The sequence below is a fragment of the Pseudoalteromonas luteoviolacea H33-S genome, assembly GCF_001625695.1.
Classification (GTDB): Bacteria; Pseudomonadota; Gammaproteobacteria; order Enterobacterales; family Alteromonadaceae; genus Pseudoalteromonas; species Pseudoalteromonas luteoviolacea_B.
The window spans coordinates 149,439-165,713 of sequence record NZ_AUXY01000080.1 but is presented as its reverse complement, the minus strand read 5'-3'; the positions used below and the strand labels follow the sequence as shown (position 1 = coordinate 165,713).

General features: G+C 41.0%; 14 protein-coding genes. 10 read left to right on the top strand and 4 right to left on the bottom strand.

What is annotated here, in order from left to right:
- Positions 1-60: 60 nt before the first annotated feature.
- Positions 61-975, top strand: a complete 915-nt coding sequence (locus N477_RS15575; protein WP_063363624.1) for an alpha/beta fold hydrolase — start codon at positions 61-63, stop codon at positions 973-975.
- A gap of 11 nt (positions 976-986) precedes the next feature.
- On the opposite strand, the gene N477_RS15570 is transcribed toward N477_RS15575, so the two are convergent.
- Both N477_RS15570 and N477_RS15565 read right to left on the bottom strand, forming a co-directional pair.
- Complete coding sequence (locus N477_RS15570; RefSeq protein WP_063363625.1) at positions 987-2,426, bottom strand: tetratricopeptide repeat-containing sulfotransferase family protein; 1,440 nt, start codon at positions 2,424-2,426, stop codon at positions 987-989.
- An 88-nt stretch (positions 2,427-2,514) separates the two neighbouring features.
- Entirely contained in the window at positions 2,515-5,136 is a 2,622-nt protein-coding gene (locus N477_RS15565; RefSeq protein ID WP_063363626.1) for a TonB-dependent receptor plug domain-containing protein, read from the bottom strand.
- A gap of 417 nt (positions 5,137-5,553) precedes the next feature.
- On the opposite strand from N477_RS15565, the gene N477_RS15560 reads away from it, so the two are divergent.
- Together N477_RS15560 and N477_RS15555 are read left to right on the top strand one after the other, a co-directional pair.
- Positions 5,554-5,928: a hypothetical protein gene (locus tag N477_RS15560; RefSeq protein ID WP_063363627.1), complete on the top strand. Its 375-nt coding sequence runs from the start codon at positions 5,554-5,556 to the stop codon at positions 5,926-5,928.
- Positions 5,929-6,066: 138 nt separating this feature from the next.
- Positions 6,067-7,431 (top strand): leucyl aminopeptidase family protein, encoded by a 1,365-nt coding sequence (locus tag N477_RS15555; protein WP_063363628.1) that lies wholly within the window; start codon positions 6,067-6,069, stop codon positions 7,429-7,431.
- A gap of 47 nt (positions 7,432-7,478) precedes the next feature.
- Here N477_RS15555 and N477_RS15550 read toward each other — a convergent pair whose 3' ends face one another.
- The gene (locus tag N477_RS15550) at positions 7,479-8,954 is read right to left on the bottom strand and encodes an aminoacyl-histidine dipeptidase (protein WP_155731921.1); all 1,476 of its coding nucleotides are present in this window, start codon (positions 8,952-8,954) and stop codon (positions 7,479-7,481) included.
- Positions 8,955-9,231: 277 nt separating this feature from the next.
- The gene (locus N477_RS15545) at positions 9,232-10,305 is read right to left on the bottom strand and encodes a ketoacyl-ACP synthase III (protein ID WP_063363630.1); all 1,074 of its coding nucleotides are present in this window, start codon (positions 10,303-10,305) and stop codon (positions 9,232-9,234) included.
- A 138-nt stretch (positions 10,306-10,443) separates the two neighbouring features.
- Between N477_RS15545 and N477_RS15540 the strand changes: the two genes are divergently transcribed.
- The 7 genes from N477_RS15540 to N477_RS15510 all read left to right on the top strand — a co-directional run bounded on the left by N477_RS15540 (position 10,444) and on the right by N477_RS15510 (position 15,953).
- On the top strand, positions 10,444-10,842 hold the full coding sequence (locus tag N477_RS15540; protein WP_063363631.1) for a DUF4440 domain-containing protein: 399 nt from the start codon (positions 10,444-10,446) through the stop codon (positions 10,840-10,842).
- A gap of 82 nt (positions 10,843-10,924) precedes the next feature.
- The gene (locus tag N477_RS15535) at positions 10,925-12,160 is read left to right on the top strand and encodes an ATP-binding protein (RefSeq protein ID WP_063363632.1); all 1,236 of its coding nucleotides are present in this window, start codon (positions 10,925-10,927) and stop codon (positions 12,158-12,160) included.
- Positions 12,157-12,678 carry a response regulator transcription factor gene (locus tag N477_RS15530; protein ID WP_063363633.1) on the top strand — a complete coding sequence of 174 codons (522 nt, stop codon included), beginning with the start codon at positions 12,157-12,159 and terminating at the stop codon, positions 12,676-12,678. The genes N477_RS15535 and N477_RS15530 overlap by 4 nt, the downstream gene beginning before the upstream one ends.
- A gap of 76 nt (positions 12,679-12,754) precedes the next feature.
- Positions 12,755-13,159, top strand: coding sequence for a DUF1761 domain-containing protein (locus N477_RS15525; RefSeq protein ID WP_063363634.1), 405 nt, complete (start codon positions 12,755-12,757; stop codon positions 13,157-13,159).
- Complete coding sequence (locus N477_RS26475; protein WP_063363635.1) at positions 13,160-13,411, top strand: hypothetical protein; 252 nt, start codon at positions 13,160-13,162, stop codon at positions 13,409-13,411.
- Between the two features lie 155 nt (positions 13,412-13,566).
- Complete coding sequence (locus tag N477_RS15515; RefSeq protein WP_063363753.1) at positions 13,567-13,827, top strand: CBU_0592 family membrane protein; 261 nt, start codon at positions 13,567-13,569, stop codon at positions 13,825-13,827.
- A 134-nt stretch (positions 13,828-13,961) separates the two neighbouring features.
- Positions 13,962-15,953, top strand: a complete 1,992-nt coding sequence (locus tag N477_RS15510) for a TonB-dependent receptor plug domain-containing protein (RefSeq protein ID WP_063363636.1) — start codon at positions 13,962-13,964, stop codon at positions 15,951-15,953.
- The last annotated feature ends 322 nt before the right edge of the window (positions 15,954-16,275 follow it).

Genomic DNA, 16,275 nt, shown 5'->3' with positions numbered 1-16,275 from the left:
ATGGGTTTACTTTTAAGTCATCCGGCTGGTACGATGAGTTAAAAAGAGCATGCGCATATCATGATAAAGCAAGAGTCGATACAAGTACCAATACCTGATAAAAATGCTTCATTGCATCTTAGGTATATTCACAACCCAGATAAACAAGGACCTGTGGTGTTATGTCTGCATGGTGCAATAGAAAATGGCAAAATTTTTTATACAAATTCAAATAAAGGCTTTGCTCCTTATCTCGCAGCACAAGGGTACCGGTGCTTTGTGTTGGATTTACGTGGAAGAGGTGAAAGCGTACCCGCCATTTCGTCAGGACATGACTATGGTCAGACAGAGTCAATCACAGAGGAAGTACCAGCGGCACTTGAGTACATAACGAAAAAAGTCGGTGAGCGGCCGCACTATTGGGCTGCGCACTCTTGGGGCGGAGTCATCTTGAATAGTGTGTTTGCTCGCTATCCAGATGAAATCAACCATGTAAGAGCTTGCGCTTATTTTGGCTCTAAGCGTAGCTTATACAATAATCACCCTGAAAAATTACTCAAAGCAAATCTGTTGTGGTTTTGGCTTGCACATTATTACGTAAAAAAACACGGCTTTTTACCGGCGAAAAAGCTTCGTTGGGGCGCCGATAGCGAGACAATAAAGTCACATGCGCAAAGTGCGCAATGGGCAAAAATTAGCCCTTGGCTAGATAGTGATGATAACTTTGATTATGGCCAAGCTTTGAGTGGTCTATCTCTTCCTCCTACGCTGCATATAGCGGGAGTAAGTGACAAGGCTTTGGCTCAGCCAATCGATATTGAAATGTTTATGAAAGAGTCAGGAGGGGGCGTTCAGAAATTAAATATTTATGGAAAAAGATATGGTCACACTCATAACTATGGCCATATCGATATGCTCACTCATCCAAACGCGTTGCAAGACCAATTTATAGATGTTCTCAATTGGTTTGATCGTTATAACAGCTCAAGCTATTAGCTGCCTATACTTTATTCAGGCTGCGTGAGCTCTTTTTCTATCTCTTTTTCAAAGACTTGCCAGCGGTTTAATGAACGATTATGGATTGGCTGCCGTACTTGAGTTTTACTCAGTGTTGAGACCTTGCTGCGACTTTTATAAAACTCCATACATTCTGGCTCATACTTTAGATACATAAAGTTAAGAATTTTCTGAACGGTTCGTTCTGGCTCATCGATTAGCTTCTCATAGCTGATATTGAATACATTTCTTTTTAGATTTGATGAAAAGTGGGACATCACTTGTTGTTCAATTTCAGAGTAAAGCTTGAACTCTGGGAGCGAACAAAAGTAGGGTTCATTTTCGGCAAAATGGTTACTGTAAACTGACCAAGCGTTAGCCATAAAATCACGGGTTAAATGGATGATTCTGGCGTTTGGGAATATCCTGTAAATCAGTCCTATGTTCTGAAAGTTTGCCGGAAGCTTATTGATAACAGCTTCTTCTTGGACCCTGTTTTTCTTGATTTCATCTACATAAACACTGCGACAGTAATCAAGCATGGATGTGGATGGTTCATAAATACAATCTGGAAAAGGGCGTTCAGTTCGCATTTCAAGGTATGGCACTATTTTGTCACTGAGCACTATGCTTTCGCCAATTGTGCCGACTTGGCTATGTTGTGTCAGAATTTGCTCAAGCAGTGTAGAGCCGGTTCTGGGTAGTCCAACGATAAACACAGGTGTAAACGTTGATTTCACTTTATCTATTGGCTTTGAGAAAAAGTCCTCATCACAAGTGGCTAATAAACGGTTATAGAATGGCAGCATATCCACTGTGCTAAATTCGCATTGTGTAAGCTGTAGCTCATTGGCTTTTTTATAATATTCAAAGGCTTTTTTATTGTCGCCCAGAGCTTGGTGCGCAGTTGCAAAGGCATGATAGGCAACAATTTGAAATTTTGGGTTCTCAAATTTACCATCAAATTTCTCTAAACGCGCCATTAACTCAGGTATTTCAGAGGGAGGAGCCAATTGCATGAGCTCAAAAATCATAAATACAGAAACACCAGATTCTGGACACTCTAGTCCTTTTTTGAAAACTTGATAAGCGTTATCTATGAAGCCATGATCTAAATAGAATTGACCAAGATGATAGTGAATTTGGGCGTTATGTCTGGCTACACTTAAGGCGTATTCAAGGACGGTTTTAGCATCAACGGGCGATCCAACAGCAATAAATGCATCAGCCAAAGCATATAAAGGGTCGAGCATTTTAGGTAGATGTTCACATGCTCTTTTCAGGTAGTATATTGCGTTATCATATTGCTCTAAACGCATACATATACGGCCTAGGCCAAATAGGGCTTTGCCATTGGTGGGGTTTTGTTTAAGCACTTGTTTAAACATAAACTCGGCTTCTCTGAGCCTGTTTTCTAACAGCAGTTCTGTTGCGCGATCTAAAAGTAACATGTTAATCAGCAGTTTATTTTAATAATAAAAATAAAAAGAGGAAATAGCTATCGCTAATTCCTCTTTTGCTCTGGGTTACAGATAAAGTTTAGAACGTATAAGTTGCTTTGACGTAGTAGAATCCACCATTTATACCAAATGGTGAGGTTTCATAATAAATACCGCCCCATGTGTTGGATGGCGTAAGTTCAGTAGCGCCTTCTTCAGCGAAGTTAATGACTTTTTCAGCATCTTGGTCAAAGATATTATTTGCACCGACTGTAAGGCTGATATTTTCTGTCGCGTAATACGTTAGCTCAGCATCAAATGTAAAGTTTGGATCCGCCATGATTGCAGTCGCGTCATAGTCAACGTGAACGCCTTGATATTCGCCAAAGTAGTTGTAACGAATAAAGCCTGAGAAGTCTTCCCACTGCTGAGTCCAAGTATAAGTGGCTCTATGCTGAGGTAAATCATTCTCCAAACGTTTTACTTTAAAAGCACCTGTAATATCGGAGAACTTGTCAACCTCAGTTTCATTCCAGTTATATGCCATGCTGAAAGTTGCAAAGCCACCTAATAAGTCCATTGAGTAGTTAGCTACAACATCAACGCCTTGTGTTGTGGTATCGAAGTCATTTGTAAAGAACGACACTTGCGCGATGCTATCTACATTCGGGACGCCATCGGCTTTAAGCGCTTCTTTTTGAGTCGGCGTTAGATTAATTTTTTCAGATTGACTGAGTCTATCTTCTACCTGAATATTGTAGTAGTCGATGGTTAAGAATAAGTCGCCTGTCTGGTACACAAAACCAAGTGTATAACTCTCAGACTCTTCAGGTTGTAATTCCGTACCGCCTAATATCTCTGATACAGGGTTTGTAGGTGGTAGAAGCGCTGAGTCTACAAGTACACCGCTGCTCAGATTTGTTTGCACATTACTTACGTTGGCTTGACCAACGGTTGGCGCTCTAAAGCCTGTGCTCACAGAGCCTCGAACTGATAAATCATCTGTCAGTTGGTATTGACCCATGATTTTAAAGTTGGTTGTAGAGCCGAATGAATCATAATCCTCAAACCTGAGTGCCCATCCCATTAAAAACTCTTCTGTGAATGGGGTTTCTACGTCCACATATGCGGCATAGTTACGGCGGGAAAACTCGCCTGCTGCTGCAGGTTGGAAACCAGGGAAACCATTTGAGCCGATACCAAACCCTTGTTGAGTTAACGGCCCGGCTATAAATGAAGCTTCATCACCAGCAATGACTTCAAAAGTCTCTTCGTGCCATTCTAAGCCTGTTGCTACATTCACCTCATAGGCCAAACCAAAGTCGAATTCTTTAGATACATCAAAGTTAAAGTTTTTCTCTAGCTGGATATATTTACCCGGGCTGAATTCCATCGGCGTTTCAGCGCCTAGCGAGGCATTAACTGTGTTGGTGATGAAATAACGGGATTCATTCCGACCGACAGAACCACTAATGTCATAGTAGCCGCCTTCCATAAAGCCTTCTGTGAACTCACCTTTTGTACCAATCGTTAGGGATGTATCGGTAATATTACCGCCAAAATTTGGTGTAAAGCCACCAGGTAAAATCTCATTAAAAGCAAAACAATTTCTACCAACTTCTGTATCGGCTGCAATTTGTTGATAAGCTGCAATGGTCGCGACATTATATATGCGGTTGCCGTCGGCATCTTTTAGGTTTACGGTGGGGCAACCAATTCCTGTGTTTAAGCCGTCGAGATCGGCAACAAGTAACGTATCACCTCCGTCATTAGAATATACTTGAGGGCGGGTTTGTGGGTTACGATAGTAGAACCCACCTTTTACATCACGTTCCGAGTAGTTACCAAACATATAAAATTCAGAACTATTACTTAATTCAAGTCCAACATTACCAAAAAGAGTAATATCGTCTTTGATCTCTGGTGCACCCCAAATTTGCGCTGGGTTTCTTACGCCTTCGACACTCGCGTCAATATATGCTTGAGCATCAGGCCTTTGCACACTTCTACTTGTTGCGTCGGCTTCTTTGTACTGAAAACTTAGGTTTGCAAAGCCTTGATCAGTAAATGGTAAGCCAATATTACCTTCAAATGTCGTTGTATCACCGTCACCTTCGTAATATTCGCCCTGTTTCACAGAAAAACTACCGCCTTCTGAAGCGTCCTTAAGTACAAAGTTCAAAACACCTGCTATTGCATCGGAACCATATTGTGCAGCTGCGCCATCACGCAGTACTTCAACTTGTTTAAGCGCGACACTGGGAATCACAGAAATATCTGGGCCTTGTGCACCATCATTAATACCACCGCCTAAAAATGCGATAACAGATGAGCGGTGTCTGCGCTTACCGTTAAGTAAAATTAGAGTTGAGTCAGCAGGAAGGCCACGGAGGTTCGCTGGACGAACTAAACTTGCCGCATCACTGATTGGGTTGGCATGGACATTAAGTGAGGGCACTGAACCTTTTAAAAGCTCAAGCATATCATCACCACCCGCTTTGCTCAGTTCATCGCCGCCTATGATATCGATTGGTACAGGCGACTCACCAATTGACCTAGGCGCTGCCCTCGAACCAACTACGGCAATTTTCTCAATATCTTTTTTTGCTCCTTCTTCTCTTGCGTCTGCTTGAGCGCTAAATGCGAGTAAGGCTGTGGTCGCTGCAGTAGTAGAAATAGCAAATTGTATCGCTTTTCTTAGTTTGCATCTCTGTAGTTTCATCCTGTTTCCCCAGTTTTTCTAAACTTCTTTTTATAAACCAAATTGCAATATGCAATAACGTGTTATCACGTGAATGTATTCAATTCGTTAACACAATAATAAAAGTAGCAGCCAATTCGCCAAGTTCAATTTTTTGGTTGATTTAATTGCATTTATTTCTAAATTAAGTGGACCTAGACCCAATTTTCCACTTAAGCGAAATGAGTTTGTATTTAAAATGGGTAAATCCATCTCGCTTAGTGTGTTTTGTATAGTTTCTGAATTAACAAGGTAAGGGTGAATGTTCGATATTTGTAAACACGGTTATGAGCCCCCACAGTTATGCAAGGAAAGTTGTTTTAGCTGGACCAAATATCTACACGATTTTTACAGAGAACTTTGCTAGAATGATGGTAAATAAGCTGATTTTGGATATCAATGCGGTTAATAAAAGTCGTGCATAAAGCGCCCATACGGGTGGCACGGATAAGTAGAAAAAGGCAAAGGTTAAGGATAAAACGTACGCTGATTGCGTTGAAAGGGGCGCTCGCCCAAGAAAAGCAAGAAACGGAAGAAATGCTTGATATTTATAAGCGCTATACACTGGGTAATGCATCTAAGTCAGAACTAAGAGTTGCCAACAAACAGTTTGTAGATGTTTTAAAAGGCTTAGGACTAGGGGTTTTTGCTATTTTACCATTTGCGCCCATTACGATACCTTTAATCATCGCATTGGGTAATAAGTTTGGGGTAGAAGTGCTCCCCAGTTCATTCGCAATAAAAAAAGAAGAAAAAAGAAATAAAAGTGAGTGAGCGATGCTCAATGCCACGCTTATTCAGTGCTTTACACTAAGCCAACATAATTATAGAAAAAACTTACCCTTATGACGGTGAATTGTGTCTCAGTTATTGATATCCTTGAGTCAATACAACTTAGAATAAGAGGCACGTATGAGTACTTTACTCGTTCATTCCCAGGAAGGAACACCAGTCCATTTAACCACAGAGTCACAGCTAGAAAGCTGGTTGTCAGAAAATGCACAAACGGCCAAAAGCTTTGTGTTGTCAACGCGTCAAGAGGGACAAAATGTATTGCTGGTCCCGGATTTGGAAAGTGGAGCATTATCAAGTGTTGTATGCATAGTTGAATCGCTTGATGATCAATGGTTAGCCGGTGATCTAGCCAAGCAGTTACCGAAAGGTATGTATCAGTTTGTTGGTGGTGAAGAGTTAATCGAGCGAGCTGCCACGAGTTATATACTTGGTGCATACAAATATAGCGCATATAAGAAAACCGCCCCTATTCAAGCAAAGCTAGCTATCTCAGAAGAGAGCCTATTTAAGAAAGTGTCGAATATCACTGCAGGTATATACTTGGTACGTGATTTAGTGAACACGCCAGCTGCCGATATGATGCCTCAGCATTTGGCAGAAACATTTATTGAACTCAGCGAGCAATTTGGCGGTGAATTTAAACAGCTTATTGGTGACGAACTTTTAGAGCACAACTATCCGACTATTCACATGGTTGGTCGTGCAAGTGATAACAAACCTCGCTTATTAGACTTAACTTGGGGTGACAAAAACGCACCTAAACTGACATTAGTGGGCAAAGGCGTATGTTTTGACTCCGGTGGTTTGGACCTTAAACCAGCTGCAGGCATGAGAAACATGAAAAAAGACATGGGCGGTGCAGCGCATGTACTAGGCTTGGCACATATGATTATGGCGGCAAACCTGCCTGTAAGGTTACGCGTGCTAGTCCCTGCGGTTGAAAATGCAGTGTCAAAAAATGCGTTTAGGCCGGGTGATGTGATTGTTACGCGTAAAGGGATCACAGTTGAAATTGACAATACAGATGCTGAAGGGCGTTTAGTGTTGTGTGATGCTTTGGCTGAAGCACAGACTGAAAAGCCTGATCTGCTAATTGATTTTGCAACATTAACAGGTGCTTGTCGAATCGCCTTAGGTACTGAATTACCTGGTTTTTATAGTACAGATCAAAAGATTGCTAACGACATCATTGCTGAGGGAATTGAGTTAAATGACCCAGTTTGGCAATTACCTTTATTTGATCAATATAAAGGTTTGTTTAAAAGCGATATTGCGGATATTGCGAACTGCGGTTCAACGCCTTTTGGTGGTTCTATTACTGCTGCGTTATATCTCAAAGAGTTTGTTGAACCAGAGAATACACCTTGGCTTCACTTTGATGTTATGGCGTGGAATGTTCGTCATTTACCGGGTCGCCCAGTAGGCGGTGAAGGCTTAGGCTTAAGAGCTACCTTCTCTTATTTGCAAAAGCGCTTTGCTTAGGCAATATTAAAAAACGGCTCAATTGAGCCGTTTTTTGTTATGCAGAATTATGCAGATTTTACAGGGATATTTGAAAGCAGTGCTTTCATTTGCTCCCAGTATAGCCCTACAGAGCCAATATGTACTTTTTCATCTGGAGAGTGAGGGAATTTAATGGTTGGGCCAAATGAAATCATATCCATGTCTGGGTAAGGTTCTTTGAACAGACCACACTCTAAGCCTGCATGAATCACCATGATGTCAGGTTTTTTACCGTAGATACCTTCATACATATCTCTGAAAATATGAATGAGTTCTGATTCTGGTTCAGGTTTCCAACCTGGATATGCACCAGAAAACTCAACTTTTGCGCCAGCAAGCTCGGCCAATGAAGCAAGCGTACCTTCAACGTCCGTTCTACCTGAGTCAATCAAAGAGCGGATCAGACATAAAATTTCCACGCTGTCTTGCTCTGTGGTGATCACGCCAAGATTTAAAGAGGTTTCTACAACTCCTTGAATATCGTCGCTCATTCTTACTACACCATTAGGGCAAGCATTCAACAATGACAGCAATTGCTGTGTGCTTTTTGATGTCATCGGTGTTTGTGATGCTTCGACTTGCGTAGTGATAAAAGTGAGGCCAGTTTCAATTGCAGCAAGCTCTTTACGCATTAGCGCCTGTACTTCCTCAATACGCTCTATCAATTGATTAATATCAGCATCTTGAACTGCAACCGTAGCGTAAGCTTCTCGAGGAATTGCATTTCTTAGCGAGCCGCCTTTGAACTCAACAATTTGAAAATCAATACCACTGAGGTGGTGCTTTAATGTACGAGCTAACAGCTTATTCGCGTTGGCACGTCCGGTATGAATGTCGACACCTGAGTGGCCGCCTTTGAGGCCTTTCAGTGTGATTTCAACATACACTTGTCCGGTTGCTTCAGTCTGCCTTTCTATATCGAGTGTCAGGCTAGCATCAATACCACCGGCACAGCCCATATAGATCTCGCCTTCTTGCTCAGAGTCGGTGTTTAGTAAAATTTCACCTTCCAACCAACCCGCTTCTAGACCAAATGCGCCGGTCATACCAGCTTCTTCATCCACGGTTAAAATCACTTCTAGTGGTCCGTGTGCAATGTCATTTGAGGCTAAAACAGCTAAACAAGATGCCATGCCAATGCCGTTATCAGCACCGAGCGTTGTACCATCAGCTGTTACCCAATCGCCATCGACAAAGGGTCTAATTGGATCTGTCACAAAATTATGATTTGTATCGTCATTTTTTTGCGGCACCATGTCGATATGCGCCTGCAATACGACTGGCTTTCTAGTTTCCATCCCTTCAGTAGCAGGTTTTTTGATGAAGACATTACCTGTTTTATCTCTGCGTGTAGCTAAATTTTGTGACGTTGCCCAGTCAACAATAAACTGTGCAAGTGCTTCTTCATGCTTTGATGGGTGTGGGATTGAACAGATTTGGTCGAAAAATTGCCATACGATTTGTGGTTCGAGTTGGCTGATCTCTGAATGAGGTTTAAACACCATATTCCCCTAATAACTAGCTTGTTGTCAGTAATTTGATTTAATAGCAAACATCGGTTGCTTTATAACAGCGTTCGTTGTGCGGTATTCAAAAGCAACCTCATATTAATTTAAGACGTTTGAATGTCGTTAAAATAAGTATAAAGGCGTCACTTCAGGTTATTTACATAAGACGATGAGATGCCAAGGGCATATAGTCTAGACGCGCTGTGGGAAGTATATTATCAGTTATTCGTGTCTATATCGAGCAGCAGCGTCGACCACTGCTCGGTGTAGATTAATCCGCTTTTTGACAGGCAGCAACAGAGTCGCTGACAAGTTCTAAACCTGACTTTTCACAAGTTGGGAATGTATAATCAGACGTTGAGATAGGCGTTACACGTTCGCTCCATTTGATGTAACTTGCTGCCCAAGTTAATCCTGCACCAAATGCCGCAGACATGATATTTGCGTGTGGTTTGATCATACCTTGCTCAACAGCTTCACAAAGTGCTATCGCAATTGTTGCAGCCGATGTGTTGCCATAATTGTCAATGTTGACCATGACTTTATTGTCGTCAATATCTAATTTTTTCTGAATGGCTTGTATTATTCTCAGGTTAGCCTGATGAGGGATCAGTACATCTATATCTGCAAGTTGCAGGTTTGTTGTTTGTAGCACATCGTCACAAGCTAAGCTCATCCCGGTAACAGCACGCTTAAATATCTCTCTGCCTTCAAACAGTAAATCTGATGGACCAACCGCTTCATATTTATTTAAATCCGTACCGTAGTTCGTAATGTGCAATATATCTCTGTCTTCAGTATCACACCCAGTCTTGGTTCCCATTAAACCGCTCGGCTCAGAGCTCGCTTCAAGCACCACTGCGCCTGCGCCATCTCCAAATAAAACAGCACTGTCTCTTTTGGCCCAGTTGACATACCAGGTCATACGTTCAGCTGCGACGACAACGGCCTTTTTAATCATGCCAGCTTGGATCTGAGCAGTTGCATTTTGCAATGCGTATAAAAAGCCAGAACACGCTGCATTTGTATCACATGCAGCGGCACCTGTTGCGCCAATATTTTTTTGCACAAGAGAGGCGGTATTGGCAACCATGGTTGAAGGCGTACACGTTGCAAGTAAAACAAGGTCAATGTCTTCACCATCAATGCCTGCACATGCAAGCGCATGCTTACTAGCGATAGTGGCCAGCTCTGCTGTGCTAACATGACTTACTCGTCGTGAACGGATCCCTGTACGCGTTGTGATCCACTCGTCTGTGGTATCAACAATCGTACTTATTTCATCATTACTGATTGACGCTGGTGGTACTGCTTTTCCCCAGCCGGTAATTTTGGCATATATCATAGTGTCTCTTTATCAAATCCGACCACTTGGTTAATTGCGTATTTATAACAAACTATTGATTTTTACTCAAAGAATACCTTGTTGAATTAGCACATTTGACTAAAATAAAATGAGAAATAGGTCAGATATCAGTTGTTTATGACTCAGAAAATCACTCAAGAATTACTTGATGAACTTGTATCTTTAGAGCGGCTTTTACTTGAACCTCATGTAAGAGAATCCAAAGAACGCTTGTCTTTGTTGTTGGATGATGACTTTTACGAAATATCTGCGAACGGCTTACTCTTTGACAAAAGACATGTTCTGGCACGATTGCCTTGTGAAAAAGTGCCTCAATTTTACAATCAAGATTTTAGAGGGCAGATGTTATCTGAAACAATCGCGCAGTTAACTTATCATGCAGCATACAGAAGAAACGCATACAGCAATTTGCAGTTTTCATTAAGAATGTCATTATGGCGCGACATAGGATTAGGTTGGCGGTTGCTCTTTCATCAGGGGACACCCTGTCCAGAGTTTGCTTTGAGATATGATTGAGTTTGCAAAAGCACACTTGCTCTCTTTAAGTTAGTTTGTTGTTGGGGTAAAGTACGCGCATCTTCAATCTTTGGCTCGACTTATGGTAATCGCTTTTTCTCCCCAGTCCGCGCTTGGTCAGTTGTTATTGCTTCGCTCCATAGCCATCGTGTTGCAACTTGTTTTGGTTTTGATTTCAATTTTATTATTGGATAAAAGCATTCCACATCAGCCTGTTTTTTCGGTCATTGCATTAGAGTCGTTGTTTCAGTTAATCAGTATTGTGATGTATCGCCGAAGCCGAGAAATATCAGAAAGGGCAATGACCCTTCAGCTCATGGCTGACATTGTATTTTTATCTGTTCTGCTTTCTTTTTTAGGTGGTGCGAGCAACGCCTTTGTCTCTCTTTTGTTATTGCCTTGTATTATTGCGGCTGTAACCGTTTCAATTGGGTATGTCTTATTCGTGTCAGCAAGTGCCTTAGCCGCCTATGGCTATTTGTATGTTGCTGTGACCATGCCAATGCATCACCATGGAATGCACATGGGAGAGCATTTACTTGGAATGTTTGTTAACTTTGTCTTTATGGTGGTTGTGACAGTCGGTGTTGTTGCCATATTGGTTAAAAGGATCAGAGAAAGGGAAGCATTACTTGCAAAAACTAGAGAGAAGCAATTACAACAAGAGCAACTTTTAGCTTTAGGGAGCGCTGCAGCGCAAGTTACTCACCAATTGGCCACACCAATCGCACATCTAAACCTCTTATTAGAAGAGTTACAAGAAGACTTTCCAGCGCATCCCGCAGTCGCTGAGATGAATGGGCCAATATTACAATGTCGAACACAATTAGATAGCTTTCGAGAACAGACCGAACTACTCAAACTTAAACGTCAAGAAAAGTCGCAATCCACTCAATTCGTTTTAGAGCAACTTGAAGAACTGATGACGTTGCAATATCCGGGGCAGTCTTTGACGGTAATTGAGAAGACCTCCAGTGTGGATATTAATGGTGATCCAATGTTAGTGCCTTCTTTACTCAATTTAATCGTGAACGCCGCGAAGGCTAATGAGCGGGCGGGTAAAAACCAAATTGAGCTGAACGCGTTTTCTGAAGCGGGTAAATGGCATTTTACTATCAGAGATCAAGGTAAAGGGATCGCACAGAAAAAGTTAGATGATATCGGAAAGTCAGTTGTTGAGAGTGATACCGGTTTTGGCATGGCTTTATTATTAACCCATGCGACCCTAGAAAGGGTGAATGGTGAGTTGCACCTTGAAAACTTGAGTGAGGGCGGTGTGTTATCTACAGCAGTATTACCAATTGTGGGTGAGTTATGAAGTTATTGATCATTGAAGACGATATTGCGTTTTCTAATACGCTTGCAAGGCGAATGGCCAAAATGGGCTTTGAGTGTCAAATTGTTAATCGAGAGGAAGAGATAGTTTCTCATTGCGAAACTTTTCTTCCCGAGTATGTACTGTTAGACATGAAGTTAGAGCACTCGTCTGGTTTGCAGCACATTGGTGCAATTAGACAAGTGTTATCCTGCGCAAAAATAGTTTTACTCACAGGCTTTGCAAGTATTGCGACCGCAGTAGAGGCCATTAAGCTTGGCGCTGATGATTATCTAACAAAGCCCGCTGATACCAAACTCATTGCGAAAAAGTTATTGGGTGAAGATGTGGTATTAGAAGACACATTTGAATCTACCATGTCACCAGAGCGGCTAGAGTGGGAGCATATACAACAAACGTTGCAGGCAAATGACGGGAATGTCTCAGAAACAGCTCGCCAGCTAAATATGCACAGAAGAACATTGCAGCGAAAACTACAAAAAAAACCTGTATCTAAATAACCTACTGATACACATATATTGCCCTATTGATAGATTTTAACTAAATTGAAAATAATGAAACAATGGGGCAGAGCTCATGTATGTATTCGATATCAATATCATTGCGGTACTACTTGCTGCATTAAGCTCTTTTTTACTAGGCGGGATATGGTATTCGCCTCTACTCTTTCAACGCACATGGCTTGAGGGCGCAGGATTAACTGAACTGGACTTGAAAGCAGCCAATCATAAAATCATTTTTTTGGGATCATTTTTGTTGAGTATTGTTGCATCAGTGGCAGTAGCAACCTTGGTAGGTAAAGGCTCCTCTGTAATCGATACGATGTCATTTGGGCTATTTATTGGGATTTTGTTTGTCGCAAGCTCTTTTGGTGTGAGTTACCTGTTTGAACAAAGACCACTTAAATTATTTCTGGTGAATGCCGGCTATCACACGTTACAATTCACGTTAATTGGGTTTGTGATAGGGAGTTTAAATTAATTGGCAAAACCGAATAAAAAAGGCCCTGTTAGAACAGTCGATATCTTCTGTGCAAATTGTAAAGCAAAGCTTTTCAAATACCGAAAAGGCGGAAAGGGCAGCTTAATAAAGTGTTTTATTGAGCGTATTAGTGTAGACCACACCAATAATCAGACTCATTGTCCCCAGTGTGAGCAGGAGTTTTCCCGTAAAACTTTGATTAGAGGTGCACCAGCACTGAAAATTGTTGGCAATAAGGTGACTTTTAAATAACACCCTTATCGATAAGGACAATTATCCTGTTTTCTCACCCCTATTTTTAAGATACTCACAAAGTTTGTGCTGTTTCAACGATTGAAAGTCACCCTACCCATGGAAAAGGGCCAGCGTGTTTGGGTGAGTATCCACAAAAATATATGGACAAAAACATGATTGATATTTTATTTGATGTAATTGGTATGACTGGTACTTTTCTTGTAGTTGGCGCGTTCTTTTTGTTACAACTTGAAAAAGTCACGCCAGATGGCCTCAAATATAACCTCATGAACCTTTCTGGTGCAATATTGCTACTTATCAGTTTGTGCTACAACTTCAACCTTGCAAGCTTTGTGATTGAGCTATTCTGGATAGTTGCTTCACTCATAGGTTTGTATAAGTATTTCAAGGCAAAGAGATTACAAGCGGCATAAAACTTAAGTAAAAACTTGCACAGTTACATTTCATGCGTATTATTTAGATGTATGAACGGTAACTGTGTAAGCAAAATTGAGTGATTTTAATCGCTTAAATTGAGCTTGTTACGGTATCAGTAGCCAGGCTCAATATGAAAAAAACAACCCCGCTGATATTTTTATTTTCTTTTTGCTTAAGTGCAGCCGCTTCTCAAGATGAGTTGTTCGAATTGAGCTTTGAAGAGCTACTTGATGTTAACATCACCTTAGCAACCAAAACTGTTGAAACTCCCACATCAGTTCCATCTAGTACCACCGTCTTTAATCGTCAACACATTCAACTATTAGGCGTTGCTAATGTATATGAGCTCATGAATTTTGTGCCAGGTATGCAGTCAACCCGCGGAGATTGGGTCGGCGCGGTGCCAAAAGAGCATGCGCGCGGTATTTATCTCGATAGCGGTAATGTACTTGTTATGCTCAATGGACAGCGACTCAATGATGCATCATTTGGTAAAGCGTCTGTTTATGCACCGTTTATCCCAGTTGAAATCGTTGAAAGAGTTGAGTTTATAAGAGGCCCTGGTTCTGCACTTTACGGAAGTAATGCTTTTTTAGGTGTGATGAACATAGTAACCAAAAAGGGCGACAATCAGATCATGGCTGCAGTCGGTGATAATGGGATGTATCAAGGTGCTGTTAGTTTACATAAAGCCTTTGATAATGGCTTATCAGTTCAAGCAAATACCTCTTTATATCGAGATGATGGAGATAAATATTTTGAAGCCCAAGTGAGAGATCCTGTTGATGGTCGGTTTATTGAGCTTGAATTCAGTTGGCACAATTGGCGATTTGCAATTCATAATACAGAGACTCGATTAGATGAGTTTATTAACTTATCTGGGGAATCAAAAGATAATCGTCACACTAGCCGAAATCTAGGTATGCAATTAGAAGTCAACTCTTCATGGCATGAATCCATGACCAACACCACTCGCTTGGATTTTATTAAACACGATATTAAAAGTGCGGGCCTCATTGCCAGTGCAGAAGTTCTTCAGCTAGAAAATGGTTTTTTTGTCGGGCCTCGTTGGCAATCAAGAGATTTAACTTTAAATAGTGAAACTGTGTACACATACGATGAGTCACTTAATGTGATTTTTGGGGCTGAATACTCGTGGGAAGAGCAGTCTCGAGCAGATGTGTACACTAATTATTATAATGCTGATACAGGACAAATCTTTGTCGATGAACCTTACTTTTTAGGCGGCCTTCAGGTGATTAGTAATCACGAACCATTTAAACCGCTTGAAGCGAGTTTTGATTCTTATGCGGTGTATACGCAATTAAAGTATGTACTGAGTGAATCGATTACCATGTTTACAGGTCTGCGTTATGACGATGTGGTAGATATAGATCGAAAGCTTTCGCCAAGGTTGGCGCTGATATATCAGTTTAATCCGGTGCACACATTCAAGTTACAATATGGCGAGGCATTTAGGGTGCCAGTAAGCAATGAGCTATATTCCAACGATGAGGTGACGTCAGGAAATCCAAGCTTGAAAGCTGAATATCTAAAAACGACGGAATTGGTTTGGCATGCTAAAGATAATAATTGGCAGATTGATTTAGTTTTGTTTGATAATGAGCTTGAAGACTTTATTAATTTAATTCCCGTTGATGAAGCGCAATCTCGTTTTACGTTTGATAATGTATTTGAAACCAGTATGCAAGGCTTGGAGTTTAGTGGTACTTTGCATATCAGCGATAATACTTGGCTTTCTAGTACGTTTACACAGTATATAGACTTACCTTTTAATCCGAGTTATAAAAAGTTTGGCTCTTTAGTGTTTAATCACCGTCATGGTGATATGCAATACTCTTTCAACGGCATTTGGCGAGATAGTATTACTGTTATCCCAGCTGTGCTGCCAGATGACCCAGAATTCTCTCCTTATCATCAGTCTAGCCACTGGCTGTTTGGTACAACCGTGAGTTGGAAAGTTGATGAAAAGCAAGGTATTGCATTACAAGTTCAAAACTTATTTGATAAATCAACTGATGCGTTTGACCCTAGAAGATACGATGGCAGAGTCCCTCAAAAAGGGCGTCAAATTAGGTTACGCTATACCTACGACTTTTAATGTTTGGTGAAGCACAGTATTCAAACCGGTAAACTCTTTATCCAGTACCGTTAACTTATAACTCCTAGCGCAGTTCAGGTTTATCAGCCTACATACACCTTTTTGGAACTCCTTAAATTAGATTTTCAAACACGTCATTATTCTAACTTAGTAACTATGTATGTAGTGCTTTGTTTACATTTATTTATTGTACAATATGAAGTTTATCAAAACTTTTGTATAACCATATGATTACTTTGATTAAAAAAATACAGATTGCAAGGGTGTAATTTATGTAAATTAAAGGTTTATTTTTTGTTTTATTTGGCTAGTCTCAACTATG